Consider the following 24,168-nt stretch of genomic DNA (forward strand, 5'->3'; position numbering starts at 1 on the left):
GAAATGCTGCTTTGCCATAGCTTTCGGCCATGGCGCACCCGGATCCCTTTGCTGCGATTGCCGATCCCAACCGCAGGTTCCTGCTGGAGGAACTCCGCCGCGCGCCGCGCACGGTCAACGAACTGTCCGAAGGCCTGCCGATCAGCCGCCCCGCGGTCTCCCAGCACTTGAAGGCCCTTCTCGATTCCAACCTCGTCAGCGTGAAGGCCGAGGGCACCAGGCGCATCTACGCCATCAATGCGAGGGGCTTCGACAGGCTCAATCTCTGGCTCGACCAGTTCTGGTCGTGAGCCACCCGTCCCATCCTGAAGCAGAACGCCCCGGCGCGTCTTTCGAACGGGCCAGGGCGTCACGACATCTATCAATTCGTCTTTGAAGGGCGGTTTCGCGAAACGGGTTCAAGCCCGGGTCTTCCCATACAGACCATTCTCTACGCGACCCTCACTCCTTTGTAACTTTGGAAAAATCCCTGTCTTTTCAGTGGGTGGAAGAGCGAAGACGCTCGATCTCATCCTTGATGCGCAGCTTGCGACGCTTCAGGTCTGCAATCGCCTGGTCCTCCGCGGAGGGGCGATTCATTGCAGCATGCAACTCTTCCTCCAGAGCAACGTGCTTCTTTTCGAGCGTGGCCAGATGAGCCTCAATCGACATGTGACAGTTCCTTCCTTTTGCTTGCACCCGGTCACTTGCGTGCCGGATGATCCAGGTTGCAACAAAGTCAGTGTGCCATGTCATTTTTCATTTGTCGAAGGCGAAAACGTGGCAAGGGATAACTTCCCGTTACCAGGGCTTTCGTGGTAGGAGCAGCCTTTGTTGAGACTGGAGGAGGCGGTCGGTCCGCCCTCTCCGCCGAGGGGAACGAATAGCATGGCAGACCAGGAACAGGCTGAATTGCGGCTTGCAGTTGCACGGCTGCGCCAGGAACACGAAGACTACGACGCCGCGATCAACGCCATGATCCAGACCGGCTGCGAAGCCCTCAGAATCCAGCGGATGAAGAAGAAGAAACTGATCCTCAAGGACAAGCTTTCCAAGCTGGAAGACCAGATCATTCCCGACATCATCGCCTGAACGGACGAGACGCCTTGGACACCACAGAAACGCCCCCCGTCGCCATCATCATGGGAAGCCAGTCCGACTGGGAGACGATGAAGAATGCCGCCGACACGCTCGATGCGCTCGGCGTCGATTACGAGGCCCGCATCATTTCGGCGCACCGCACACCCGACCGGCTCTACAGCTTCGCCCGCGGGGCGAAGGCGGAGGGCTTCAAGGTCATCGTCGCCGGCGCCGGCGGGGCGGCCCACCTGCCCGGCATGGCGGCCGCGATGACGCCGCTTCCGGTCTTCGGCGTTCCGGTCCAGTCCAAGGCGCTGTCCGGCCAGGACAGCCTTCTCTCCATCGTGCAGATGCCGGCCGGCATTCCCGTCGGCACACTCGCGATCGGCAAGGCGGGCGCGGTGAACGCCGCGCTGCTCGCCGCCGCGGTGCTGGCCCTCAGCGATCCCGAGCTCGCCCACAGGCTTGACGAATGGCGCGAGAACCAGTCCAGCGCGGTCGCCGAATATCCCGTGGACGGCCCTCTATGAGCGCGCGCACCGTCGGCATCATCGGCGGCGGCCAGCTCGGCCGCATGCTGGCCATGGCGGCCGCCCGCCTCAATCTTCGCACCGTCATCCTCGAGCCGCAGGCCGATTGTCCGGCCGCACAGGTCGCCAATGCCCAGATCGTCGCGGCCTATGACGATCCGGACGCGCTCGCCGAGCTCGCCCGCCTCTCGGACGTCGTGACCTACGAATTCGAGAACGTGCCCGTCGCCGCCGCAACCGCGCTCGCCGCCTCCGTTCCGGTCTTCCCGCCGCCGCGCGCGCTGGAAGTCTCGCAGGACCGGCTGGTGGAGAAGAGCTTCATCCGCGATTGCGGCATCCTCACCGCCGATTTCGTCGCCGTCGACAGCCAAGCCGATCTCGAGGCCGCGCTCGACAGCTTTGGTGGCGTCGGCGTGCTCAAGACGCGCCGGCTCGGCTATGACGGCAAGGGCCAGCGCCTGTTCCGCTCGCCGGCCGAAAGCCGCGAGGGCGCCTTCGAGGCGCTCGGCGGCGTGCCGCTGATCCTGGAAAGCCTCATTCCCTTCGAGCGGGAGGTCTCCATCATCGCCGCCCGCGACGGCGAAGGCACCATCGCCTGCTACGACCCGGCGGAGAACATCCACCGCAACGGCATCCTGCACACCTCGACCCTGCCCGCCCGCATCAATGAGGCAACGGCGGACCAGGCGCGCAAGGCCGCGCGCGCCATCCTCGACCACCTCGCCTATGTCGGCGTCATCGGCGTCGAGTTCTTCGTGCTGCCCGATGGCGGCCTCGTCGCCAACGAGATCGCCCCGCGCGTGCACAATTCCGGCCACTGGACGGAGGCGGCCTGCGTGGTCTCACAGTTCGAGCAGCATATCCGCGCCGTCGCCGGCCACACGCTGGGCGACCCGCGCCGCCACTCGGACTGCGTGATGCAGAATCTCATCGGCGACGACATCAGCGATGTTCCCGCCTGGCTCGCAAAGCCCGACGTGCTCGTCCATCTGTACGGCAAGACGGAGGCCCGTCCCGGCCGCAAGATGGGGCATGTGACGCAGATTATCGGCTGAAAAGCTGCGCCGGAGGCTGGAAAACCGGCACAGTCCCGCGGAAAACCCGCCGGCCACGGTTGACAGCGCAAATGTCACGGGTTACATGCCTGCCAACCTGAAAGCGCGCCCGAAACGGCGCGTTTTTGATTGAGGAAATCCGGCGAACTCGAGTCGCCCTGCAATACGCGGATCAGAAAAATGAAGATCAAGAATTCGCTCAAGTCGCTCAAGGCTCGCCACCGCGAGAACCGCCTTGTTCGCCGCAAGGGCCGTGTTTACATCATCAACAAGCAGAACCCGCGCTTCAAGGCTCGTCAGGGCTGATCGGGCGTCGTGGTCGCCTTTCCGCCTTGCGGGAAGCGTTGATCGACAAATATCGATTTGAAGTTGGGCCATGGCGGTTTACCATAACCGCCATGCGCTTTTTCATGCTTGCTGCACTTTGTCTTTCCCTCGCCCTCGTCGCCTCCGCGCCGGCCGATGCCCTTGCGCAGCAGGCGGACAAGGCCTCCGTGGACCCGTCGTCCACCGCCTTCGCTACGCAGGCCCAGCGTCTCGACAAGCTCTTCGACGCCCTAAAACGCGAGGCAAATCCGGACGCCGCCAAGGGGATCGCCAACCAGATCCGCAGGGAATGGCAGGATTCCGGCAGCGCCACCGTCAATCTCCTGATGCAATGGACCGACAAGGCCGTCGACGAGGACAAGAACGCCGTGGCGCTCGACTATCTCGACGAGGCGATTCGCCTGCGCCCCGACTATGTCGAGGGCTGGAACCGCCGCGCGACGCTGCATTTCAAGATGGGCAACTATCGCAAGTCCATGTCGGACCTCAACCAGGTGCTGAAGATCGAGCCGCGCCACTTCGGCGCGCTCGCCGGCATGGCCGCCATCATGTCCCAGACCGGGCGCGACGAGCTCTCCCTGAAGGCCTGGGAAAAGTTCCTCGACGTCTATCCCGCCGAGCGGGACGCCCAGAAGGAATTCGGCGACCTCTCCGAAAAGCTCACCGGCCAGCGCACCTGAACAGCCGTCTCAGGCCGCCTGAAACGAAAAAGGCGGGCCGAAGCCCGCCTCTCCCAGATCATTCCGGAAAAGCCCCTCAGACGCCGCTGACGCCGTCCGCGGCGATATAGGCGATGCGCAGCATGTTCGTCGCGCCGGGCGTGCCGAGCGGGACGCCGGCCGAGATGATGATGCGGTCGCCCGGCTTGCCGAACTCCTCGCTGACGACGATGCGGCAGGCGCGGTTCACCATGTCGTCGAGGTCTTCCGCATCGCCCGTGACGACGCAGTGCAGGCCCCAGACGACCGAGAGGCGGCGCGCCGTCTCGATGACCGGCGACAGCGCCAGAACCGGCACGTCCGGCCGCTCGCGGGCCGTGCGCAGGCCCGTCGCGCCCGACGAGGTGTAACAGACGATGGCCGACAGCTTCAGCGTCTCGGCGATCTGGCGGGCGGCAAGCGAGATGGCGTCGGCGCCGGTCGCTTCCGGCGTCGAGCGCTGGGCGTAGATGATGCCGGGATAGTGCGGGTCGCGCTCGACCGTGCTGGCGATGGACGCCATGGTGGAGACGGCCTCGACCGGATAGGCGCCGGACGCCGATTCGGCCGACAGCATGACGGCGTCCGCGCCCTCGAAGACGGCGGTCGCGACGTCGGAGACCTCGGCGCGGGTCGGGACCGGCGCGGAAATCATCGATTCCAGCATCTGCGTGGCGACGACCACCGGCTTGCCGGCGCGGCGGCAGGCACGGATGAGCTGTTTCTGGATGCCGGGAACGGCTTCCAGCGGCATTTCCACGCCGAGGTCGCCGCGGGCGACCATCAGGGCGTCGGAAAGCTCGATGATCTCGTCGATGCGCTCGACAGCCTGCGGCTTTTCGATCTTCGACATCAGGCCGACGCGGCCGCGCGCGACCTTGCGCACCTCGGCAAGGTCTTCCGGACGCTGGATGAAGGAGAGCGCCACCCAGTCGACGCTGCCGGTTGCCAGAACGGCGTCGAGGTCGACGCGGTCCTTCTCCGTCAGCGCGCCGACGCCGAGCAGCGTGTCGGGCAGGCTGACGCCCTTGCGGTCGGAGATCTTGGTGCCGGAGACGACCGTGCAGACGATCGACTTGCCGTCGGCGCTCTCGGCGCGCAGATGCAGCTTGCCGTCGTCGATCAGCAGGCGATGGCCGGGCTTGACCGCTTCCAGGATTTCCGGATGCGGCAGGAACACGCGGGTGCTGTCGCCGGGCACGTCCTTGTTGTCGAGCGTGAAGGTCTGGCCGGGCTTCAGCTCTTCCGAGCCGTTGGCGAACTTGCCGACGCGCAGCTTCGGGCCCTGGAGGTCGGCGAGAATGCCGATCGGGCGGCCGCAGCGGGCCTCCACGGCGCGGATGCGGCTGATCAGCGTGCGCATCACGTCGTGGCTGGCATGGCTCATGTTGATGCGGAACAGGTCTGCTCCCGCCTCGTGCAGCTTCTGGATCATCTGCTCGTCAGACGATGCCGGTCCGAGCGTGGCGAGGATTTTGACTTTTCTGTTCCGTCTCATCAGTTCTGGCTTTCCTGCGTCCCTGGCGTATCGGAAAGCTGTACCATCCAGCTCCCCTGCCGCCCCGTGTCATATTCCTTGAAGCCCATGCGCTGGAAACCGCGGGCAAAGCAGTCCTGCACGCCGGTGATCTTGAACTCGTTCTCGGCCACGCACATGTTGACGTCGCCGGTCCAGCGGCCGCCGCGAGCGGCGTCTTCGGCATAGAGGTAATAGTAGCGCGACTGCAGCTCGCCCTCGATCAGCGTGGCGCAGGTCGTCGCGGGGACCTGCCACCAGCCTTCGGTGATCCAGCCTTCCTTGGCGCGATAGCCGATCGCGACGCCGACGAGGTTCTGCGTGCCGTTGCAGACGCGGAAATCGGCTCTCGCCTCCTGCGGCACGGACAGCGCGAGAAAACCCGCGAAAAGGAAGAGGCCGGCCTGGAGAAGACCGCTGGCTTTCAGGAAAGTCGGGCGATGGCTATTGGCTCTCACGGCTTCCAATGGAACTCCGTTGATTTGAATATGCGCTTTCTTGCGACGACGGGGCAGGAATGTCAACGCGGCTCTAATCGATTACATCGTCATGAAAAGCGAAGGAATCTTTCCCGAACACCAGGCATTGCGGGTTGCGGGGCGGATCGCCCCATGCGATCACTCGCGCGGCGCGGCATATGGACGGCAAAAGCATGCAGGACCTTCCCCCTTTCGAGATCATCGACGGCGACCCTGCTCTCGGGCTGGTCATCCTGGCGGACCACGCCACCAACCGCCTGCCCGAGCGCTATGGCCACCTCGGCCTGCCGGAAAGCGCCTTCGAGCGCCACATCGCCTACGATATCGGCGTCGAAGGGGTGGTGCGCGGCCTCAATGCCCGGCTGAACGCGCCGGTGGTCATGAGCCGCTTTTCCCGCCTCCTCATCGATCCCAACCGGGGCGAGGACGACCCGACGCTCGTCATGCGGATCTCCGACGGCGCGATCGTTCCAGGCAATCATCCGATCACGCCCGAAGAATGGCAATACCGGCTGGAAACCTTCCACCGCCCCTATCACGATGCCGTGTCCCGCACGATCGCCGCCGTCGCGGACAAGACGGGCAAGGCGCCGCTCGTCCTGTCCATGCATTCCTTCACGCCGGCCTGGAAGGGCGTTCCCCGCCCCTGGCAGGTGACAGTGCTGTGGGACAGCGACCCGCGTGCGGTGCGTCCGCTGCTCGCCGAGCTGGAAGCGCCGGGCGACGTCGTCGTCGGCGACAACGAGCCCTATGACGGGGCACTGCGCGGCGACACCATGTTCCGTCACTGCATGAAGCCCGGCATTGCCCACGCGCTCATCGAGATCCGCCAGGACGAGATCGGCGACGAAGCCGGCATTGCCCGCTGGGTCGACCGGCTGGCGCCGGTCTTTTCGCGCTTGAATGCCGACGAGAGCCTGCACACATACGAAATACACCCGTCCCGCACCGGACCCTATTGAGACAGAGACGATGACCGACCTCAGCAAGGAACAGCAGACCGAATTCGAGGCCGCCGCCTTCCGGCGTCTCGTGCGGCATCTGCGCGAGCGCACCGACGTGCAGAACATCGACCTGATGAACCTTGCCGGCTTCTGCCGCAATTGCCTGTCCAACTGGTACCGCGATGCCGCCAACGAGGCGGGCGTGCCGCTCGACAAGGAAGCGTCCCGCGAGATCGTCTACGGCATGCCCTACGAGGAATGGCGCGCCCGCTACCAGCGCGAGGCGACCGACGCGCAGAAGTCCGCCTTCGAGATCAGCCGCCCGAAGGAATGACGCCTTCGCGGCGCGAAAATCGGCAGGCGTCGCACGATTGGTCTTGATCTTGCCGGAAGTTCGCGGCAAGTCACGGCACCTTCGAATTTCTACCAGCCCATCCAAGGAGAAGACCATGTCGGATGCCCACGGCGTCGCACGCGACCAGCTTCGCGCGTTCATCGAACGCATCGAGCGGCTCGAGGAAGAAAAGAAAACCATCGCCGACGACATCAAGGACGTCTACGGCGAAGCCAAGGGCGTCGGCTTCGACACCAAGATCCTGCGCAAGGTCATCCAGATCCGCAAGCAGGACAAGGACGAGCGCATGGAGCAGGAAGCGATCCTCGACACCTATCTCCAGGCCCTCGGCATGGTCGAGCTGCCGCCGGACGCCGAATAAGCCTCCGGCAAGGCCCAACAAAAAACCCGCCGGATCGCTCCGGCGGGTTTTTTGTTGGATATGTCCTGCCGCTCAGTTCTCGGCGCGTTCGAACTTGCGGACTTCCATGAAGTTCACCGCAGTGCCGCTGAAACGGCCGGCGTCGATCGAATGGCCTTCCGGCTGGAAGCCGGCCATGTAGACGGTGGTCGGCGCGGCGCGCAGCGTGCGGCTGACGAAGCGCGGCGCCTTGACCGGCTTGGACAGCGTCGCGACGCGGCCCTGGGTCAGCGCCCATTGCGACAGGATCTTCTGCGACAGCTTCGGCTCGGTGCGGATGGCGCCACGGCTGGCGGCATCGGCGTCCTTCTTCTTCGGGCGGCCGCCCTTGGCCGGCACCTCTTCCACCGTCTTGGCGTCGAAGGCGTCGGCGCCGGAAAGCGAGCGGGTCGCGCCGCCATCCGTCGACATCAGCGCGGCCATCTCGATCGGCGCGTTGTCGCCGCCGCCCGTCGCCGGATCGGCGAGCGCGGCAAGGCCGGAGCGGTCGGCAGTTGTCGGCAGGGCGACGTCCGCTTCCGCGGCCGCCATCAGCGCCGTCTGCGTCTTGTCCAGTTCGACCTGCGGGCGCAGGCCCGGCACCGGCACCATGGCCAGCTCCTCGCCGTCCTCGGCCGCCGCTTCGGCGGTCATCACGTCGGCCGGCTGGGCATCGCCGGCCTGGCCGCGCGCGCCGAGCATGACGGGAAGCGGGATCTTGTAGGCGGCGAGGTCTTCGTATTCAGGCTTCTGCTCTTCGGTCGTCGCCGCTTCGAGCGCCGCGACGGCACCGCTCGTCGGCGGCGCGACAAGCGCAAGCTCGCTCGTCTCGGCGGACTTGAAGGCCGGGCGGCTGCCGGGAACGGGCGCGTTGAAGGCAAGCTCCGTCTCCGCTTCGGCCGCGGCGGGCTGCGCCTCCTGCACGGCCTTCGCCGCCGGACGGCCGGAACCGCCCTCGTCGAAGTCGTCGGCGATCGCCGCGCTGCTGGCGATCATTTCGGGTTCTTCATCCTCGTCGCCGCCTCCGCCGAAGAGGTTGGCGAGGAAGCCGCCCTTGCGCTTGGAGGCCGAGGGCTTGGAGCCGCCGCCGGCGACCTGGATGGCATCCGAGCCGACGCGGCGCTTGTAGTCGGCGACCGCCTGCTGGTAGCCCGGCAGCGGCTTGCCGTCGGTCGGCACATGCATGGTCTTGCCGTCGGGGAACAGGCTGACGAGTTCCTGGCGGCTCATGCGCGGCCAGGCGCGCACGCCGCCGACGTCGAGATGGACGAAGGGCGAGCCGGAGGTCGGATAGTAGCCGACGCCGCCGACCTGGAATTTCATGGCCGTGGCGCGCAGCGTCGCGAGCTTCACGCCCGGAATGTAGAAGTCCATCGCCTTGCCGAGCATGTGCTGGCTCTTCTTGGCGACACCCTTGGTGCGCGAGCGCAGCATGCCGTTGGTGGCCGGCGAGCGATAGGCGGAGACGACGTTGATGTAACCGGTGGCGCCGACCTTCTGGTAGACTTCCCAGACGAGGTCGAAGAGGCGGGGGTCCATCTTCGTCGGCTCGTTGCGGCGCCAGTCGCGCAGGAACTCGTTGAGCTGCTTCAGGCCGCGCTGGTCGTAGCGGCCGTTGCGCTTGAAGGTGATCTCGGCCTTTTCTTTGGTATGGATGAAATAGAGCTTGAGCGTGCGGCTGCCGCTCTCGGCCTGGACAGTCGCGGGAATGGCTGCGGGCAGGATGAGGGCAGCAGAGAGCACGGCCGTGGTCACGGCCTTGGGCAGCTTTTGCAACACTGTCTTGCAGAGGCTGCCAAGGGTCGTCCCCGGGCGCTTCATCGATGCGAACAAATTTGCCAACTCTTTCCCCGTCCGAAGGACAACGAACGTCCGTTGCCCCAGATGACTGCCAATTGCGGTGAGAGCATGGCAAATCCGCCACACTCGTCATCGCGCACCCGTTATAGTGAACAATCCACTAACAGGGAATAAACGGCAATCGAGAAATCCCAAGTGGCCGGGATTCCAAGGGGTTTTACGCAGCTTCCTTCATCGGATCGTCGGGGTCGATCCCGTAATCCTTCAATTTGCGGTAGAGAGTCGAGCGGCCGATGCCCAATTTGCGGGCAACCTGGCTCATCTGGCCATGATAGAATTTCAGGGCGAAACGGATCAGTTCCTCCTCCACATCGGCCAGCTTGCGCACATGGCCGCCCTTGTCGACGCTCGAAATCGCATTGTCCGGCACGCCGGCATCGACTGATTCGTTGGGGCGGAAGTCCGGATAGACGCTCGGCAGATGGCTCTCGGCCGACGGCTCCGGCGCGCGGAAGGCCGTCGTGTCCCAGGTCGCGGCACCGCTTTCGGCAAGGCCGTAGCCCGGCACCTGCGCGGCGATCTGCGGGAAGTCGGAGGCCGTCAGCTCCGCCCCTTCGGAGAGCACTACGGCCCGGAAGATGGCGTTTTCGAGCTGGCGGATATTGCCCGGCCAGTCATAGGCCGTCAGCAGCGCCAGCGCGCCGGCCGAGACGGCGAGCGGGCGGGCGAGCTTCTGCTCCCCGGCGAAGCGCTGCACGAAGGCGCGCACGAGAACCGGGATGTCCTCCTTGCGCCGGCGCAGCGCTGGAATGGTGATCGGGAAGACGTTGAGGCGGTAGTAGAGGTCCTCGCGGAAACGGCCCTCGCGCACCTCGTTGATGAGGTCGCGGTTGGTCGCCGAGATGAGGCGGACATTGACCTTCTGCGGGAAGCGCGCGCCGATCGTCTCGATCTCGCCCTGCTGCACGGCGCGCAGCAGCTTCACCTGCACCTCGAGCGGCAGGTCGCCGATCTCGTCGAGGAACAGCGTGCCGCCGTCGGCCTCCATGAACTTGCCGGTATGGCGCTCCGTCGCGCCGGTGAAGGCGCCCTTCTCGTGGCCGAAGAGGATGCTCTCGACCAGATTGTGCGGGATGGCGCCGCAATTGACGGTGACGAAGGGCTTGTGCGCCCGGTCGCTTCCCGCCTGGATGGCGCGCGCCACCATTTCCTTGCCGACGCCCGACTCGCCTTCCAGCACCACGGGAATGTTGGACTGCGCCGCGCGGCGGCCGAGCTCGATCACGCGCAGCATCTCGGAGCTCGCCGAGACGATATCGTCGAACTGCACGGCCTCGGAGCGGCCGCGCCGCCCGGCGCGCCCGCGCCCTTCCCGCTGGTCGACCTTCAGCGCATTGCCGACGGCGACGTTCAGCCGCTCCGGCGAGACCGGCTTGACGACGAAATCGAAGGCGCCGGCGCGCATGGCCGAGACCACCGTCTCGATGCCGCCCTGCCCCGTCTGCACGATCACCGGAATGGTGTTCTCGCGCTCGGCGAGCGCGTCGAGGAAGGCCGAACCGTTCATTTCGGGCATCATCAGGTCGAGCAGGATCACGTTGATCAGACCGCCCTTGCGATCGAGCAGATCGAGGCCCGCGCGGCCGTTTTCCGCCATATGGCAGATATGACCGGAGCGCTCGATCATGTTCTTCAGAAGCCTGCGCTGGACAGGATCGTCATCGATGACAAGAATATGGGCCGTCACTGGAACCTCCTTGCCGAAGGCGCGCGTCATGCACGCCCTGGGGAACTGGATACCAGCGGACCATGGCAGAAAGGGTTGAACATGCCGTTTTGAGAAAGGCTTGCATTTTAACCAACGCCGACGCAAGCAAGGAACCCGCCCTGCCCATCAGGAAGAGAGATACCGATGACCCGCACTTTCCTTGAACCCCGGATCGATTTCGCGACCGCGGAGGCCGCAGCCGGCGCCGAGCTGGGCGATCTGCCCGGCTGGAACCTTACCGACCTCTACCCCGCGCCGGCCTCGCCCGAATTCAAGGCCGACATGCAGAAGGCCGAGGCGGGCGCGCTCGCCTTCGAGGCGAAGTGGAAGGGCAAGCTCGACGCCGCGACGGAAAAGACGGGCGACGAGGGCATCGGCGCGGCCGTCCGCGAATTCGAGGCGCTGGAAGACGTGATGGGCCGCCTCATCTCCTTTGCGGGCCTTACCTATTTCACCAACACGACCGAGCCGGCGAACGGCAAGTTCTACGGCGACGTGCAGGCCAAGCTCACCGATCTCGGCGCGCATCTTCTGTTTTTCTCCCTTGAACTCAACAGGATAGAAGACGAGCGCATCGAGGCGGCGCTGACGAACGACGCGCTTGCCGCCCATTACCGCCCCTGGATCGAGGACCTGCGCAAGGACAAGCCCTACCAGCTCGACGACAGGACCGAACAGCTCTTCCTCGAAAAGTCGATGACGGGCGCTGCCGCCTGGAACCGCCTCTTCGACGAGACGATGGCCTCGTTGCGCTATACGATCGACGGCGAGGAAGTACCGCTGGAAATCGCCCTCAACCAGCTCCAGTCGCCCGATGGCGAGGCGCGCCGCAAGGCGGCCGAAGCGCTGGCGAAGACCTTCAAGGACAATATCCGCACCTTCACGCTGATCACCAACACGCTCGCCAAGGACAAGGAAATCGCCGACCGCTGGCGCGGCTTTGCCGACATCGCCGACAGCCGGCACCTTGCCAACCGCGTCGAGCCGGAGGTCGTTGCCGCGCTGGCGGAAGCCGTGCGCGAAGCGTATCCACGCCTCTCCCACCGCTACTATGCGATGAAGGCGAAGTGGCTCGGAATGGAGCAGATGAATTACTGGGACCGCAATGCGCCCCTTCCCGAGACACCCGATGCGACGATCCCGTGGAGCGAGGCGCGCGACACCGTGCTCTCCGCCTACAGCGCTTTCGCGCCGGAAATGGCCGCTATCGCCAAGGACTTCTTCGACAAGGGCTGGATCGACGCGCCGGTGCGTCCCGGCAAGGCCCCGGGCGCCTTCGCCCATCCGACCGTGCCGTCCGCCCACCCTTACGTACTGGTCAACTACATGGGCAAGCCGCGCGACGTGATGACGCTCGCCCACGAACTCGGCCATGGCGTGCACCAGGTTCTGGCCGGCGGCCAGGGCGCGCTGATGGCCGCAACGCCCCTGACGCTCGCCGAGACCGCCTCCGTCTTCGGCGAGATGCTGACCTTCCGCAGCCTGCTCGACAAGACGAAGGACAAGCGCGAGCGCAAGGCGATGCTCGCCCAGAAGGTGGAGGACATGATCAACACGGTCGTGCGCCAGATCGCCTTCTACGAATTCGAGCGCAAGGTGCACACCGCCCGCAAGGAAGGCGAACTGACGAGCGACCAGATCGGCGAACTCTGGCTCTCCGTACAGGGCGAAAGCCTCGGCCCGGCGATCCGCATTTCCGAGGGCTACGAGACCTACTGGGCCTATATCCCCCACTTCATCCATTCGCCCTTCTACGTCTATGCCTATGCCTTCGGCGACTGCCTGGTGAACTCGCTCTATGCCGTCTACCAACAGGCCGAGACCGGCTTCCAGGCGAAGTATTTCGACCTCCTCAAGGCCGGCGGCACCAAGCATCACACCGAACTCCTCAAGCCCTTCGGCCTCAATGCGAGCGATCCGTCGTTCTGGAGCAAGGGACTGTCGATGATCGAGGGGCTGATCGACGAACTGGAAGCGCTTGATAAGGCGTCATCTTAAAAGAAGCCGGAAGCCCGCATGACAGACCGCGAACGCTTTGTGCTCCTCAGGGACGACCGTGAGGACCGGACGGTGGTTTTCGCCGATCCGATCGCGGTCGTCACCGTGCGCGAGCGCGCCGGCTTCGAGCCGGCCTTCGCGGCCCTGCAAGCGGCCCATGAGAAAGGCCACTGGATCGCCGGCTTCATGAGCTACGAGGCCGGCCATCTCTTCGAGGAAAAGCTGGCCCCGCTCGCGGTGGAAAACCGCCCGACACCGCTGATGAGCTTCGGCATCTTCGAGAAGCCGGCGGAGGGTCACCCGCTCGCAAGCCCCCGCCAGCGGGTCGAGAACGAACCCTTCCTCACCGAGCCGAAAGCCGACTGGAGTTTCGACACCTATCGCAGCCGCTTCGACCGCCTGCACCAGCACCTGCGGCAGGGCGACTGCTACCAGGCGAACCTCACCATGCCGATCCGCGCCCGCTGGAACGGCGACCCGCTCGCCGCCTTCTGGTCGCTGATCGAGCGCCAGCCGGTGCGCTACGGCGCCTTCGTCTCGCTCGACGGTCCGAAACTGCTTTCCCGTTCGCCGGAACTCTTCTTCGATATAGACCAAGACGGCTGGATCGAGACGCATCCGATGAAGGGCACGGCGCCGCGTGGGAGCAATGCGGCCGAGGACGAGCGCATCATCGCCGCCATGCAGGCCGATCCGAAGACGCAGGCGGAAAACCGAATGATCGTCGACCTCTTGCGTAACGACATCTCGCGCATCACCGAGGTCGGCACGCTTCATGTGCCGAAACTCTTCGCCGTCGAGACCTACCCGACCGTGCACCAGATGGTGAGCCACGTCCGGGCGAAGCTCACACCCGGGACCTCCCTCCGCGACATCTTCGCCGCCCTCTTCCCCTGCGGCTCGATCACCGGCGCACCGAAGATGCGCGCCATGGAGATCCTGCACGACCTGGAGGACGGCCCGCGCGACGCCTATTGCGGCGCCATCGGCATGATCGCCCCGGACGGCACCATGCGCTTCAACGTCGCCATCCGCACCATCTCGCTCTTCGACGACGGCAACGCCGTCTTCAATGTCGGCGGCGGCATCGTCTTCGATTCCACCGCCGAGGCGGAATATGAGGAATGCCTGCTGAAGGCGCGCTTCGCCGTGGGGGATCAATGGATATCTCGCTGATCGAGACCCTGCGCTGGGAACCCGGCACCGGCTTCGTGCGGCTGGAGCGGCATATGGCGCGATTGGCGCGGACGGCGGAGGCGCTTGGCTTGCCGAGCGCGGAGAAAGCAAGGGATGCGCTGTTCGCCGCGCTACCCCCCTCTGCCCTGCCCCTCCGCATCCGCCTCGAACTCTTCCCCGACGGCCGGATCGACGTGCAGACCGCCGCCTTCACACCCCTTGCGGCGGATACGGTCTGGCGCGTGAAGCTCGCCACCACCCGCCTCTCCTCCACCGATCCGCTGCTACGCCACAAGACGTCCCGCCGCGCCCTCTACGCCGCGGCCCGCGCCGAATTCCCCGCGGCCGACGCCGACGAGGTCATCCTCCTCAACGAACGCGGCGAACTCTGCGAGGGCACCATCACCTCGCTGTTCCTCGACGACGGCACCGGCGCGCTGAAGACGCCGCCGCTCGCCTGCGGCCTGCTCGCCGGCGTGCTGCGCGAGGAACTGCTGGAAACCGGCAGGGCCATCGAGGCGGTACTGCGGCCGGAGGACCTTGCCGGCGGCACGATCCTCGCCGGCAATTCGCTGCGGGGCCTGATCCGCTGCGTCCTCGCATGAGGCGACGACGGCGGCTTAAGCATATCGCCGCAGAAATACTTGGCCGCCCTTTATTGTGACAGAAATCTGTGCTCTAGCGCTGCCATATTATGCTAAGGGGCCTTCGAGCCCCTGATTTTCAGCGCAAAGCGGCCGTCCGCAGGAGACCCAAATGGCAGACAGCACCTATCCGGTATATGGCGAAATCACCGGCCCGATCGTGATGATCGGTTTCGGCTCCATCGGCCGCGGCACGCTGCCGCTGATCGAGCGCCACTTCAAGTACGACCGGAACCGGCTGATCGTCATCGAGCCGCGCGAGGACGCCGCCGACGCCGAGATCTATGCCCGCCACGGCGCCCGCCACATCAAGGCGCATGTCACCCGCCAGAACTACAAGGACCTGCTGAAGCCGCTCCTCACGGAAGGCGAAGGCCAGGCCTTCTGCGTCAACCTCTCCGTCGACACCGGCTCGCTCGACCTCATCAAGTTCTGCCGCAAGCTGGACGTGCTCTATATCGACACCGTCGTCGAGCCGTGGCTCGGCTTCTATTTCGACAAGAACATGAAAAACGCCGACCGCACGAACTATGCCCTGCGCGAGACCGTGCGCAAGGAGAAGGAAAAGCACCCCGGCGGCACGACGGCGATCTCCACCTGCGGCGCGAACCCCGGCATGGTCTCCTGGTTCGTCAAGCAGGCGCTGCTGAACCTTGCCAAGGACCTCGACGTCAAGTTCGAGGAGCCCGCGCAGGACGACCGCGAAGGCTGGGCCAAGCTGATGAAGAAGGTCGGCGTCAAGGGCGTGCACATCGCCGAGCGCGACACCCAGCGCACCAAGAACCCCAAGCCCTTCAACACTTTCTGGAACACCTGGTCCGTCGAAGGCTTCATTTCGGAAGGCCTGCAGCCCGCCGAGCTCGGCTGGGGCACCCATGAGAAGTGGATGCCGAAGAACGCCAAGAAGCAGAAGAAGGGTTGCAAGGCCGCCATCTATCTGGAGCAGCCCGGCGCCAATACGCGCGTGCGCTCCTGGTGCCCGACGCCCGGTCCGCAATACGGCTTCCTCGTCACCCATAACGAATCCATCTCGATCGCCGACTACTTCACGGTCCGCGACAAGGACGGCGACGTCACCTATCGCCCGACCTGCCACTACGCCTACCACCCCTGCAACGACGCCGTGCTGTCGCTGCACGAGATGTTCGGCAATGGCGGCCACCAGCAGCCGGTCCTGCACGTCCTCGACGAGAACGAGCTGGTCGACGGCGTCGACGAGCTCGGCGTGCTGCTCTATGGCCACGACAGGAACGCCTACTGGTACGGCTCGCGCCTGTCGCTGGAGGAAACCCGCCGCATCGCCCCCTACCAGAACGCGACCGGCCTGCAGGTGACCTCCGCCGTACTCGCCGGCATGGTCTGGGCGCTGGAGAACCCGAAGGCCGGCATCGTGGAAGCCGACGAGGTCGACTACAAGCGCTGCCTGGAAGTACAGATGCCCTATCTCGGCCCGGTCGAAGGCCACTACACCGACTGGACCCCGCTCGACGGCCGCCCGGGCCTCTTCCCGGAAGACCTCGACACGAAGGATCCGTGGCAGTTCAGGAACATCCTCGTTCGCTGAACCGGCCCGCAATTTTTGCAGGAAAGCGCCCGCGGCAATCCCGCGGGCGCTTCGCTTTCAATGGGATAATGCCCGCCGGCCGGGCAGCGCGTCTTGCTTTCGACTTCTCTTCACGGCATGTTCTGGCGAACCGGACGGGTGCTTCGCGCCGCCGAGACTTTGGGAGAACCAGATGAAGCCGATCGCAGCCCTCAGCCTGCTTGCCGCCGCCGCAGCGCTTGCTTCGTGCCAGACGGAACCGGCGCCGCGCAGCCTTCCGGTCGCCCAGCAGCCCATGCAGCAGGGCGTCGAGGGCGCCTGGGTCGATCCGAACGGCATCGTCTCGACCTTCTCGAGCGGCACCTTCACGACACGCACGACCGACACGAACCAGCTCCTCGCCTCCGGCACCTATATCAAGACCTCGCCGACGCTGGTCGAGATCAACATGACCTCGCTGGTGCGCAACACGCAGTCCAAGGTCAATTGCGCGCTGGTCAATCAGCACCAGCTCAACTGCACCACGGCCGAAGGGGCGCAGTTCTCGCTCGCGCGCCGCACCTGATCCGGCACCTCGCTTCTCAAAAGGGCCGCAAGGCCCTTTTTTCGTGTCAGGCCGGGTAGCCGGCGGGGACCGTCTTTTCACTTGAAGTTGCTTTCGTCCGGTGGAAACATCCGCCGGCCGGCTGTCATGTTTCCGGCCTATCCGGAAGCCGGGCATGCCCTCCGCGCCATCGAGCGCGGCAACCGAGGAGAACAGGACCATGACGCTTATCCGATCCGGCCTTCTGGCCGCCTCCCTCTTTGTGCTCTCCAGCGGTGCGGCATTCGCCGATTACGAGCTGAACATCCTGCATATCAACGACCTGCATTCGCGCATCGAGGCGATCAACAAGTTCGATTCGACCTGCTCGGCCGAGGAGGAAGGCAAGGGCGAGTGCTTCGGCGGCGTCGCGCGCCTCAAGGCCGCCATCGACGCCGAGCGTCAGAAGCTTTCCGGCAGGAACGTGCTGCTCCTCAATGCCGGCGACAATTTCCAGGGCTCGCTCTTCTACACGACCTACAAGGGCGCGGCGGAAGCCGAGTTCCTCAACCTCATGAAGTTCGACGCCATGACCGTCGGCAACCATGAATTCGACGACAGCGAAGACGGCCTCGCCACCTTCCTCGACAAGGTCCAGTTCCCCATCGTCACCGCCAATGTCGCGGCCGGCGCGAGCTCCAAGATCGGCGACCGCATCAAGCCCTTCATCGTCCTCGACAAAGGCGGCCAGAAGATCGGCATCGTCGGCGCGGTCGCCAACGACACGGAAGAACTCTCCTCTCCCGGTCCGAACGTGCTGATCGGCGACGATGTCGCCGACATCACCGCCGCCGTCGCCGAGTTGAAGAAGGAGGGCGTCGACAAGATCGTCGCGCTCACCCATGTCGGCTATCCGCGCGACCTCGCCGCCATCGCCAGGATCCCGGATGTCGACGTCGTGGTCGGCGGCCACTCCCACACCTTCCTTTCCAGCACGTCGGACAAGGCGGAAGGCCCCTACCCGACGATGGTCGACAATCCCGGCGGCTACAAGGTGCCCGTCGTGCAGGCCGGCGCCTATTCGAAATATCTCGGCAACCTGAAGGTCGTCTTCGACGATGCCGGCGTGGTGAAGGAAGCGACCGGCGAGCCGATCCTCATCGATGCCTCCATCAAGCCGGACGAGGCCGTCCTCGCCCGCATCAAGGAGCTGTCCGGCCCCATCGATGAGCTGAAGAACAAGATCGTCGCGGAAACCGCCGAGCCGATCGACGGTTCGCGCGAAACCTGCCGTGCCGCCGAATGCGCCATGGGCAACCTCGTGGCCGACGCCATCCTCGAGCGCACGAAGAACCAGGGCATGACCGTCGCCATCACCAATGGCGGGGGGCTGCGCTCCTCCATCGATGCCGGGCCGGTCTCCATGGGCGAGGTGCTCTCGGTGCTGCCCTTCCAGAACACCGTCGCGACCTTCCAGCTCAAGGGCGCCGACCTCGTCGCCGCGCTCGAAAACGGCCTCAGCCAGATCGAGGAAGGCGCGGGCCGCTTCCCGCAGGTCTCCGGCCTGAAATACGCCTTCGACAAGTCGAAGCCGGCCGGCAGCCGGGTCGTCTCGGTCGAGGTGAAGGAGGGCGGCGCCTTCGTGCCGCTCGACCCGGACAAGACCTACGGCGTCGCCTCCAACAACTACCTGCGTGCCGGTGGGGACGGCTACGCCATCTTCGCGAAGGCCGCCGTGAACCCCTATGACTTCGGCCCGAACCTGGAGCTCGTGGTCGCCGACTACCTCTCCGCCCATCGCCCCTACAAGCCCTATACCGACGGCCGCATCACCGAAGCCGCCGCCACCGGCATGGCGGAAGGCGCAACCGGAACCGAGACGAAGCCGGTCACCGCTGGCGAGGCGGCAGCGCCCGCCGACAGCGGCGCGACCTCGACGGAAGGCGCGGCGACGACCAGCGATACCGGGTCCGGCACCGCGACGACGACCGCATCCGAAGCAGCCGCCACGGCGGCCGAAGGCAGCGTCGCGGCGGGCGGCAGGCACGTCATCGCACGCGGCGACACGCTCTGGGACCTCGCCAAGGCAGCCTATGGCGATGGCACGCTGTGGCGCAGGATCGCCGAAGCCAACGGCAATCCGCGTCCGCGCGCGCTCCATATCGGCAGGGAGCTCTCGATTCCCGCCAAATAAGGACAATTTGTCTCCACTATTTCCGCCGGTCCGGGCTTTCCCGGGCCGGCATTTCTTTTTAGAACCGTTCTGAACGAACCGGCTTTCGCCGCGCATGAGAACGACACCAGCACGCACAGGATCCACGATGGACATCGCCGCCAAGCCCGCCAACCATCCGACCGTCAAGCATGGCAAGGTCGGCGTGCTGCTCGTCAATCTCGGCACGCCAGACGGCACCGACTACACCTCGATGCGGCGCTACCTGAAGGAGTTCCTGACCGACAAGCGCGTCATCGAATGGCCGAGGATCGCCTGGTATCCCATCCTCTTCGGCATCGTGCTCAACACCCGCCCCGGCAAGGTCGGCAAGGCCTATGAGACGATTTGGAACAGGGAGCGGAACGAGAGCTTCCTGCGCACCTATACCCGCAGCCAGGCCGAGCTGATGGCGAAGTCGCTCGCCGAGCACCCGAATGTCATCGTCGACTGGGCGATGCGCTATGGCCAGCCTTCCATCGCCTCGCGCATGGAATATCTTCAGAAGGAAGGCTGCGAGCGCATCCTCGTCTTCCCGCTCTATCCGCAATATGCGGCGGCGACGACGGCGACCGTCAACGACAAGGCCTTCGAGACGCTGCTGAAGATGCGCTGGCAGCCGGCGCTGCGCACCGTGCCGCCCTATCATGACGATCCCGCCTATATCAACGCCCTCGCCGTCTCCATCGAAAAGCACATCGCCGGCCTCGACTGGGAGCCGGAGCGGGTGCTCGCCTCCTTCCACGGCATTCCGAAAAGCTATTTCGAGAAGGGCGACCCCTATTACTGCCAGTGCCAGAAGACCGCGCGGCTGCTGCGCGAGCGCCTCGGCTGGTCGGCGGAAAGGCTGGTCCTCACCTTCCAGTCCCGCTTCGGCCCGGAGGAATGGCTCCAGCCCTATACGGACAAGACCGTCGAGAAGCTGGCCGGGGAGGGCATCAAGCGCATCGCCGTCTTCAATCCGGGCTTCGTTTCCGACTGCCTCGAGACGCTGGAGGAGATCGCCGAGCAGGCCGCCGAGAGCTTCCTGCACAATGGCGGCGAGAAGTTCTCGCACATCCCCTGCCTGAACGATTCCCCGGAAGGCATGGCCGTCCTGGAAAAGGTGGTGCGCCGGGAGCTGTCCGGTTGGGTCTGAGCGCGATAATTCCTCTTCCCGCCCAAATAGACTGGCATCGCGGGACGTATACCTTACAGTGGCACCGCGCCGCACCGTCTTTCGTGGAGTAGAAGAACATGCCGTTTGCCGGACTGGATATCGTCGTCGTCGCCCTCGTGGTCCTGGTCATCCTGATCCTCTTTGCCGGGATCAAGACGATCCCGCAGGGCTACCAGTACACGGTGGAACGCTTCGGCCGCTATACGCGCACGCTGCAGCCCGGCCTCAACCTGATCGTCCCCTTCATCGACCGCATCGGCGCGAAGATGAACGTCATGGAACAGGTGCTCGACATCCCGACGCAGGAGGTCATCACCCGCGACAATGCCAGCGTTTCGGCCGACGGCGTCGCCTTCTACCAGATTCTCAACGCCGCGCAGGCGGCCTATCAGGTCGCCCATCTGGAAAACGCGATCCTCAACCTTACCATGACCAACATCCGCTCGGTCATGGGCTCGATGGATCTGGACGAGCTCCTGTCCAATCGCGACGTCATCAACGACAAGCTGCTTCGCGTGGTGGACGAGGCCGCCAATCCCTGGGGCATCAAGATCACCCGCGTCGAGATCAAGGACATCGCGCCGCCGAAGGACCTCGTCGAATCGATGGGCCGGCAGATGAAGGCCGAGCGCGAAAAGCGCGCGCAGGTGCTGGAAGCCGAAGGCGCCCGCAATGCGCAGATCCTGCGCGCCGAGGGCGCCAAGCAGTCCGCCATCCTGGAGGCCGAGGGCCTGCGCGAAGCCGCCTTCCGCGATGCCGAGGCCCGCGAACGCCTCGCGGAAGCGGAAGCCAAGGCGACCAGGGTGGTCTCGGAGGCCATCGCCGCCGGCAGCGTGCAGGCGATCAACTACTTCGTCGCGCAGAAATACACCGAGGCCATGGCGGCCATCGGCAAGGCGCCGAACTCGAAGATCGTGCTGATGCCGATGGAAGCCTCCTCGCTGGTCGGCTCGCTCGGCGGCATCGGCGCCATCGCAAAGGAAGTGTTCGGCGACGGCCCGGCGACGGCGGCAGGCGCCCAGCGCACACGCCAGTCCACGCCGGCGACCACCGGCACCGGCTCCTTCCGTAATCCGTTCGACACGCCGCAGGGAACGTGAGCATGATCCAGGGCATCATCGGCGAACTCGGGCCATGGGCCTGGTGGGTGCTGGGGATCGTTCTCCTGATACTCGAAGTGCTGCTGCCCGGCGTCTTCCTCGTCTGGATCGGCATTGCGGCCATCGTCACCGGCATCCTCTCCCTCGCCCTGTGGGGCGAGGCCCTCTGGTCCTGGCATGTGCAATGGCTGGTCTTCGCCGTGCTGTCGCTCGTCTCGGCCCTGATCGGCCGGCGCATCGTCAGCAGAAGCGGAGAGGCCAGCGACCAGCCGAATCTCAACCAGCGGGGCCAGAGCCTCGTCGGCCGCACGGCGACGCTGGAACAGCCGATCGCCGAGGGCCGCGGCCGCATCCGGCTCGACGATACGATGTGGAGCGTCCAGGGGCCGGACCTGCCGGTCGGCGCTCGCGTGCGCGTCACGGCCAGCAATGGCCGCGACCTCACGGTCGAGCCCGTCTGAGACCCTTAAGCGGCGCCGATCCTGAGCAGGTCGTGGAAATGCACGATGCCGATGGGGCGGAAGGCCTCGTCGGTGACGATCAGCGCGGAAATGTTGTGCTGGTTGAGAAGGCCGAGCGCGGCCGTCGCGAGCGTCGCCGGCTTCACGGTCTTGGGGCTGCGCGTCATCACCTCGTCGACGGTGAGCTCGGAGAGATTGCGCGACAGGTTGCGCGCGATATCGCCGTCGGTGACGATGCCGACCAGCGTCCCCTCCCCGTCGATCACGCCGACGCAGCCGTAGCGCTTTTGCGCCAGCATGTTCACCGCATCCGGCATCGAGGTGCCGAGCGCGACGAGCGGCATGTTCTCGCCGCTGTGCATGATGTCGCCGACATGGGAAAGGCTCGCCCCGAGCTTGCCGCCGGGATGGAAGGTCTTGAAATCCGTCGCCGTGAAGCCGCGCGCCTCCAAAAGAGCGACGGCGATGGCATCGCCCAGCGCAAGCTGCATCAGCGTCGAGGTCGTCGGCGCAAGGCCATGCGGACAGGCCTCCTGGACCTTCGGCAGCAGGAGCACGATATCGGCCGCCCGCGCCAGTGCCGAGCGCTCGCCGGAGGTCATTGCGATCAGCGGAATGGCAAAGCGCCGGGAATAGGAAACGATGCCCTGCAGCTCGGCGGTCTCGCCGCTCCAGGACAGCGCCAGGATCACGTCGTCGCGGCCGATCATGCCGAGGTCGCCATGGTTGGCCTCGACGGGATGGACGAAGAAGGACGGCGTGCCGGTCGAGGCGAGTGTCGCGGCGAGCTTCGTGCCGATATGGCCGGACTTGCCGATGCCGGTGACGATCAGCCGCCCGGCAATGCCGCCGATCAGCCCGACCGCCGCGCGAAAGACCTCGTGCATCTCGCCCTGCAGCGCCGCGGAAAGGGCGACGAGCCCCGCCTTCTCCGTCTCGATGGTCCGGATCGCGGAGGAAATGGCCCCCCCGCCGTCAACTTTTGCCTGTCTCGTGATCATGCCCCTCGTTAGCGTTTTTGCCCGTTCCTGTCCATCGCGGAGCGGAGGGCGAAAAGCGCATTGGCGCCACCGCAAAATACACCGATCGCAAGGATGATGGCGTATCCGTTCAAAGAACCTTCCCCTTCGAGCTGACGGCATATCGGCATTTCAAGCCGGGACGACTGGCATTCCTCTCCTCGCTCAAGGATTGCCTTATGCCAAGCGCACAAAATTCAATCAATAAACCCAGCCATCTTGACTTCCATTCGCAATGACAGGCTCATGGCATCCACTGGAACCGTCTACGGAACATGCACCAGAGGTAGGATCATGATCTTGAAAAAGAACTCTTTTTTTGCCGGTTGCGCAACCATCCTCCTCTCGACGGGCATAGCGATGTCCACCGCCGACGCCTGCACGCGCTTCGTCTATCTCGGCGCGGCCGATCAGGTGATCACGGCGCGCTCCATGGATTGGAAGCTCGACGTCGGCACCAATCTATGGGTGTTCCCGCGCGGCATGAAGCGGTCCGGCGAAGCCGGGCCAAATTCGGTGGAATGGGTCTCGAAATACGGCAGCGTCATCGCCTCGGGCTATGACATCTCGACGACGGACGGCATGAACGACGCGGGTCTCGTCGCCAACGTCCTGTGGCTCGTCGAGTCCTCCTATCCCGACTATGACGGCAAGACGCCCGGCCTGTCGCTGGCAGCCTGGGCGCAATATGTCCTCGACAATTTTGCCAGCGTGCAGGAGGCGGTCGATACGCTGGCGAAGGAGCCGTTCACCATCGTCACCGACAAGGTGCCGGGCGAGGAACGGCTTGCGACCCTGCACCTCTCGCTCTCGGACGCCAGCGGTGACAGCGCGATCATCGAATATATCGACGGCAAGCAGGTCATTCATCACAGCCGCGACTATCAGGTGATGACCAATTCCCCGATCTTCGACGAACAGCTCGCACTCGATGCCTACTGGAAGCAGATCGGCGGCACCGTCATGCTGCCAGGCACGAACCGGGCCGCAGACCGTTTCGCGCGGGCGTCCTTCTATGTGAACGCGATTCCCAAGGCGGAAAATCCGGTCGAGGCCATTGCAAGCACCTTTAGCGTGATCCGCAACGTCTCCGTACCCTTCGGCATCACGACACCGGACCAGCCCAACATCTCGTCGACGCGCTGGCGGACCGTGGCGGACCACAAACGCAAGCTCTACTTCTTCGAATCGGCACTCACGCCGAACGTCTTCTGGGTCGACCTGACGAAACTGGACCTTTCGGAAGAGACCGGAAAAGTGAGGAAGCTCGACCTCGGCCCCAACCAGACGAACATCTACGCCGGCATGGCCAACGACCAGTTCAGGGAAGCCGAACCGTTCAAGTTTCTTGGAATATGAAGCGTAGGATACATCGTCCAGGCAAGTCACTTGCAAGCACAAGCGGAATCGGGCGGCAGAAAGG

General features: G+C 65.0%; 25 protein-coding genes. 19 read left to right on the forward strand and 6 right to left on the reverse strand.

The annotated features are described in order from the left end of the window. Positions 1 to 29: 29 nt before the first annotated feature. Positions 30 to 290, forward strand: coding sequence for an ArsR/SmtB family transcription factor (locus ACZ1A1_RS13985; RefSeq protein WP_313196478.1), 261 nt, complete (start codon positions 30 to 32; stop codon positions 288 to 290). Between the two features lie 187 nt (positions 291 to 477). Here the strand turns inward: ACZ1A1_RS13985 and ACZ1A1_RS13990 are convergent, their stop codons facing one another. After that, on the reverse strand, positions 478 to 651 hold the full coding sequence (locus tag ACZ1A1_RS13990) for a YdcH family protein (protein ID WP_313196477.1): 174 nt from the start codon (positions 649 to 651) through the stop codon (positions 478 to 480). 216 nt (positions 652 to 867) lie between these two features. Between ACZ1A1_RS13990 and ACZ1A1_RS13995 the strand changes: the two genes are divergently transcribed. From ACZ1A1_RS13995 to ACZ1A1_RS14015, 5 genes are all read left to right on the forward strand, one after another. Then, complete coding sequence (locus ACZ1A1_RS13995; protein WP_313196476.1) at positions 868 to 1,071, forward strand: YdcH family protein; 204 nt, start codon at positions 868 to 870, stop codon at positions 1,069 to 1,071. Between the two features lie 50 nt (positions 1,072 to 1,121). After that, entirely contained in the window at positions 1,122 to 1,589 is a 468-nt protein-coding gene (purE, locus tag ACZ1A1_RS14000) for a 5-(carboxyamino)imidazole ribonucleotide mutase (RefSeq protein ID WP_313196504.1), read from the forward strand. Then, positions 1,586 to 2,644, forward strand: a complete 1,059-nt coding sequence (locus tag ACZ1A1_RS14005) for a 5-(carboxyamino)imidazole ribonucleotide synthase (protein ID WP_463620391.1) — start codon at positions 1,586 to 1,588, stop codon at positions 2,642 to 2,644. The genes purE and ACZ1A1_RS14005 overlap by 4 nt, the downstream gene beginning before the upstream one ends. Before the next feature lie 180 nt (positions 2,645 to 2,824). Next, positions 2,825 to 2,950, forward strand: a complete 126-nt coding sequence (gene ykgO, locus ACZ1A1_RS14010) for a type B 50S ribosomal protein L36 (protein ID WP_119256688.1) — start codon at positions 2,825 to 2,827, stop codon at positions 2,948 to 2,950. A gap of 83 nt (positions 2,951 to 3,033) precedes the next feature. Further along, positions 3,034 to 3,651 carry a tetratricopeptide repeat protein gene (locus tag ACZ1A1_RS14015; protein WP_463620423.1) on the forward strand — a complete coding sequence of 206 codons (618 nt, stop codon included), beginning with the start codon at positions 3,034 to 3,036 and terminating at the stop codon, positions 3,649 to 3,651. Positions 3,652 to 3,727: 76 nt separating this feature from the next. On the opposite strand, the gene pyk is transcribed toward ACZ1A1_RS14015, so the two are convergent. Both pyk and ACZ1A1_RS14025 read right to left on the reverse strand, forming a co-directional pair. Then, positions 3,728 to 5,167: a pyruvate kinase gene (gene pyk / locus ACZ1A1_RS14020; protein ID WP_463620392.1), complete on the reverse strand. Its 1,440-nt coding sequence runs from the start codon at positions 5,165 to 5,167 to the stop codon at positions 3,728 to 3,730. Next, positions 5,167 to 5,643, reverse strand: coding sequence for a DUF1036 domain-containing protein (locus ACZ1A1_RS14025; RefSeq protein WP_313196474.1), 477 nt, complete (start codon positions 5,641 to 5,643; stop codon positions 5,167 to 5,169). The genes pyk and ACZ1A1_RS14025 overlap by 1 nt, the downstream gene beginning before the upstream one ends. A gap of 194 nt (positions 5,644 to 5,837) precedes the next feature. Here ACZ1A1_RS14025 and ACZ1A1_RS14030 point away from each other — a divergent pair, with 194 nt between their 5' ends. The 3 genes from ACZ1A1_RS14030 to ACZ1A1_RS14040 all read left to right on the forward strand — a co-directional run bounded on the left by ACZ1A1_RS14030 (position 5,838) and on the right by ACZ1A1_RS14040 (position 7,324). Beyond that, on the forward strand, positions 5,838 to 6,626 hold the full coding sequence (locus ACZ1A1_RS14030) for an N-formylglutamate amidohydrolase (RefSeq protein ID WP_463620393.1): 789 nt from the start codon (positions 5,838 to 5,840) through the stop codon (positions 6,624 to 6,626). A gap of 10 nt (positions 6,627 to 6,636) precedes the next feature. Beyond that, positions 6,637 to 6,942 carry a DUF1244 domain-containing protein gene (locus ACZ1A1_RS14035; RefSeq protein ID WP_313196472.1) on the forward strand — a complete coding sequence of 102 codons (306 nt, stop codon included), beginning with the start codon at positions 6,637 to 6,639 and terminating at the stop codon, positions 6,940 to 6,942. A gap of 115 nt (positions 6,943 to 7,057) precedes the next feature. Continuing rightward, positions 7,058 to 7,324 (forward strand): DUF2312 domain-containing protein, encoded by a 267-nt coding sequence (locus ACZ1A1_RS14040; protein WP_119256684.1) that lies wholly within the window; start codon positions 7,058 to 7,060, stop codon positions 7,322 to 7,324. Positions 7,325 to 7,396: 72 nt separating this feature from the next. Here ACZ1A1_RS14040 and ACZ1A1_RS14045 read toward each other — a convergent pair whose 3' ends face one another. Together ACZ1A1_RS14045 and ACZ1A1_RS14050 are read right to left on the reverse strand one after the other, a co-directional pair. After that, entirely contained in the window at positions 7,397 to 9,163 is a 1,767-nt protein-coding gene (locus ACZ1A1_RS14045; RefSeq protein WP_463620424.1) for a peptidoglycan L,D-endopeptidase MepK, read from the reverse strand. A 196-nt stretch (positions 9,164 to 9,359) separates the two neighbouring features. Continuing rightward, positions 9,360 to 10,889: a sigma-54-dependent transcriptional regulator gene (locus ACZ1A1_RS14050; protein WP_313196471.1), complete on the reverse strand. Its 1,530-nt coding sequence runs from the start codon at positions 10,887 to 10,889 to the stop codon at positions 9,360 to 9,362. A 165-nt stretch (positions 10,890 to 11,054) separates the two neighbouring features. Between ACZ1A1_RS14050 and ACZ1A1_RS14055 the strand changes: the two genes are divergently transcribed. The 9 genes from ACZ1A1_RS14055 to ACZ1A1_RS14095 all read left to right on the forward strand — a co-directional run bounded on the left by ACZ1A1_RS14055 (position 11,055) and on the right by ACZ1A1_RS14095 (position 21,726). Beyond that, a complete protein-coding gene (locus ACZ1A1_RS14055; protein ID WP_463620394.1) occupies positions 11,055 to 12,908 on the forward strand; it encodes a M3 family oligoendopeptidase in 1,854 nt (617 codons plus the stop codon). 18 nt (positions 12,909 to 12,926) lie between these two features. Continuing rightward, positions 12,927 to 14,084 carry an aminodeoxychorismate synthase component I gene (locus tag ACZ1A1_RS14060; RefSeq protein WP_463620395.1) on the forward strand — a complete coding sequence of 386 codons (1,158 nt, stop codon included), beginning with the start codon at positions 12,927 to 12,929 and terminating at the stop codon, positions 14,082 to 14,084. Continuing rightward, positions 14,069 to 14,689: an aminotransferase class IV family protein gene (locus ACZ1A1_RS14065; protein ID WP_463620396.1), complete on the forward strand. Its 621-nt coding sequence runs from the start codon at positions 14,069 to 14,071 to the stop codon at positions 14,687 to 14,689. Before ACZ1A1_RS14060 ends, ACZ1A1_RS14065 begins: the two co-directional genes overlap by 16 nt. Before the next feature lie 151 nt (positions 14,690 to 14,840). Continuing rightward, complete coding sequence (locus ACZ1A1_RS14070) at positions 14,841 to 16,292, forward strand: homospermidine synthase (protein ID WP_463620397.1); 1,452 nt, start codon at positions 14,841 to 14,843, stop codon at positions 16,290 to 16,292. Positions 16,293 to 16,464: 172 nt separating this feature from the next. Further along, entirely contained in the window at positions 16,465 to 16,836 is a 372-nt protein-coding gene (omp10, locus tag ACZ1A1_RS14075) for an outer membrane lipoprotein Omp10 (RefSeq protein WP_415212561.1), read from the forward strand. A 199-nt stretch (positions 16,837 to 17,035) separates the two neighbouring features. After that, a complete protein-coding gene (locus ACZ1A1_RS14080) occupies positions 17,036 to 18,988 on the forward strand; it encodes a 5'-nucleotidase C-terminal domain-containing protein (protein ID WP_463620398.1) in 1,953 nt (650 codons plus the stop codon). A gap of 127 nt (positions 18,989 to 19,115) precedes the next feature. Next, positions 19,116 to 20,144, forward strand: a complete 1,029-nt coding sequence (gene hemH, locus ACZ1A1_RS14085; protein WP_463620399.1) for a ferrochelatase — start codon at positions 19,116 to 19,118, stop codon at positions 20,142 to 20,144. A gap of 98 nt (positions 20,145 to 20,242) precedes the next feature. Next, entirely contained in the window at positions 20,243 to 21,265 is a 1,023-nt protein-coding gene (locus ACZ1A1_RS14090) for an SPFH domain-containing protein (RefSeq protein WP_313196463.1), read from the forward strand. Between the two features lie 2 nt (positions 21,266 to 21,267). Continuing rightward, positions 21,268 to 21,726 carry an NfeD family protein gene (locus ACZ1A1_RS14095; protein WP_313196462.1) on the forward strand — a complete coding sequence of 153 codons (459 nt, stop codon included), beginning with the start codon at positions 21,268 to 21,270 and terminating at the stop codon, positions 21,724 to 21,726. 5 nt (positions 21,727 to 21,731) lie between these two features. On the opposite strand, the gene ACZ1A1_RS14100 is transcribed toward ACZ1A1_RS14095, so the two are convergent. Further along, complete coding sequence (locus tag ACZ1A1_RS14100; RefSeq protein ID WP_463620400.1) at positions 21,732 to 22,727, reverse strand: KpsF/GutQ family sugar-phosphate isomerase; 996 nt, start codon at positions 22,725 to 22,727, stop codon at positions 21,732 to 21,734. Positions 22,728 to 23,105: 378 nt separating this feature from the next. Between ACZ1A1_RS14100 and ACZ1A1_RS14105 the strand changes: the two genes are divergently transcribed. Next, positions 23,106 to 24,104, forward strand: a complete 999-nt coding sequence (locus tag ACZ1A1_RS14105) for a linear amide C-N hydrolase (protein ID WP_463620401.1) — start codon at positions 23,106 to 23,108, stop codon at positions 24,102 to 24,104. Positions 24,105 to 24,168 lie beyond the last annotated feature (64 nt).

The sequence above is a fragment of the Shinella sp. R2-11 genome (assembly GCF_055330205.1).

Coding starts and splice junctions, on each gene's coding strand:
- ACZ1A1_RS14055 (WP_463620394.1), top strand. CDS start 11,055: ATGACCCGCACTTTCCTTGAACCCCGGATCGATTTCGCGACCGCGGAG.
- ACZ1A1_RS14045 (WP_463620424.1), bottom strand. CDS start 9,163: ATGAAGCGCCCGGGGACGACCCTTGGCAGCCTCTGCAAGACAGTGTTG.
- ACZ1A1_RS14040 (WP_119256684.1), top strand. CDS start 7,058: ATGTCGGATGCCCACGGCGTCGCACGCGACCAGCTTCGCGCGTTCATC.
- ykgO (WP_119256688.1), top strand. CDS start 2,825: ATGAAGATCAAGAATTCGCTCAAGTCGCTCAAGGCTCGCCACCGCGAG.
- ACZ1A1_RS14005 (WP_463620391.1), top strand. CDS start 1,586: ATGAGCGCGCGCACCGTCGGCATCATCGGCGGCGGCCAGCTCGGCCGC.
- ACZ1A1_RS13985 (WP_313196478.1), top strand. CDS start 30: ATGGCGCACCCGGATCCCTTTGCTGCGATTGCCGATCCCAACCGCAGG.
- ACZ1A1_RS14060 (WP_463620395.1), top strand. CDS start 12,927: ATGACAGACCGCGAACGCTTTGTGCTCCTCAGGGACGACCGTGAGGAC.
- hemH (WP_463620399.1), top strand. CDS start 19,116: ATGGACATCGCCGCCAAGCCCGCCAACCATCCGACCGTCAAGCATGGC.
- ACZ1A1_RS14090 (WP_313196463.1), top strand. CDS start 20,243: ATGCCGTTTGCCGGACTGGATATCGTCGTCGTCGCCCTCGTGGTCCTG.
- ACZ1A1_RS14065 (WP_463620396.1), top strand. CDS start 14,069: ATGGATATCTCGCTGATCGAGACCCTGCGCTGGGAACCCGGCACCGGC.
- ACZ1A1_RS14030 (WP_463620393.1), top strand. CDS start 5,838: ATGCAGGACCTTCCCCCTTTCGAGATCATCGACGGCGACCCTGCTCTC.
- ACZ1A1_RS14080 (WP_463620398.1), top strand. CDS start 17,036: ATGACGCTTATCCGATCCGGCCTTCTGGCCGCCTCCCTCTTTGTGCTC.
- ACZ1A1_RS14070 (WP_463620397.1), top strand. CDS start 14,841: ATGGCAGACAGCACCTATCCGGTATATGGCGAAATCACCGGCCCGATC.
- pyk (WP_463620392.1), bottom strand. CDS start 5,167: ATGAGACGGAACAGAAAAGTCAAAATCCTCGCCACGCTCGGACCGGCA.
- ACZ1A1_RS13995 (WP_313196476.1), top strand. CDS start 868: ATGGCAGACCAGGAACAGGCTGAATTGCGGCTTGCAGTTGCACGGCTG.
- ACZ1A1_RS14035 (WP_313196472.1), top strand. CDS start 6,637: ATGACCGACCTCAGCAAGGAACAGCAGACCGAATTCGAGGCCGCCGCC.
- ACZ1A1_RS13990 (WP_313196477.1), bottom strand. CDS start 651: ATGTCGATTGAGGCTCATCTGGCCACGCTCGAAAAGAAGCACGTTGCT.
- purE (WP_313196504.1), top strand. CDS start 1,122: ATGGGAAGCCAGTCCGACTGGGAGACGATGAAGAATGCCGCCGACACG.
- ACZ1A1_RS14095 (WP_313196462.1), top strand. CDS start 21,268: ATGATCCAGGGCATCATCGGCGAACTCGGGCCATGGGCCTGGTGGGTG.
- omp10 (WP_415212561.1), top strand. CDS start 16,465: ATGAAGCCGATCGCAGCCCTCAGCCTGCTTGCCGCCGCCGCAGCGCTT.
- ACZ1A1_RS14100 (WP_463620400.1), bottom strand. CDS start 22,727: ATGATCACGAGACAGGCAAAAGTTGACGGCGGGGGGGCCATTTCCTCC.
- ACZ1A1_RS14105 (WP_463620401.1), top strand. CDS start 23,106: ATGTCCACCGCCGACGCCTGCACGCGCTTCGTCTATCTCGGCGCGGCC.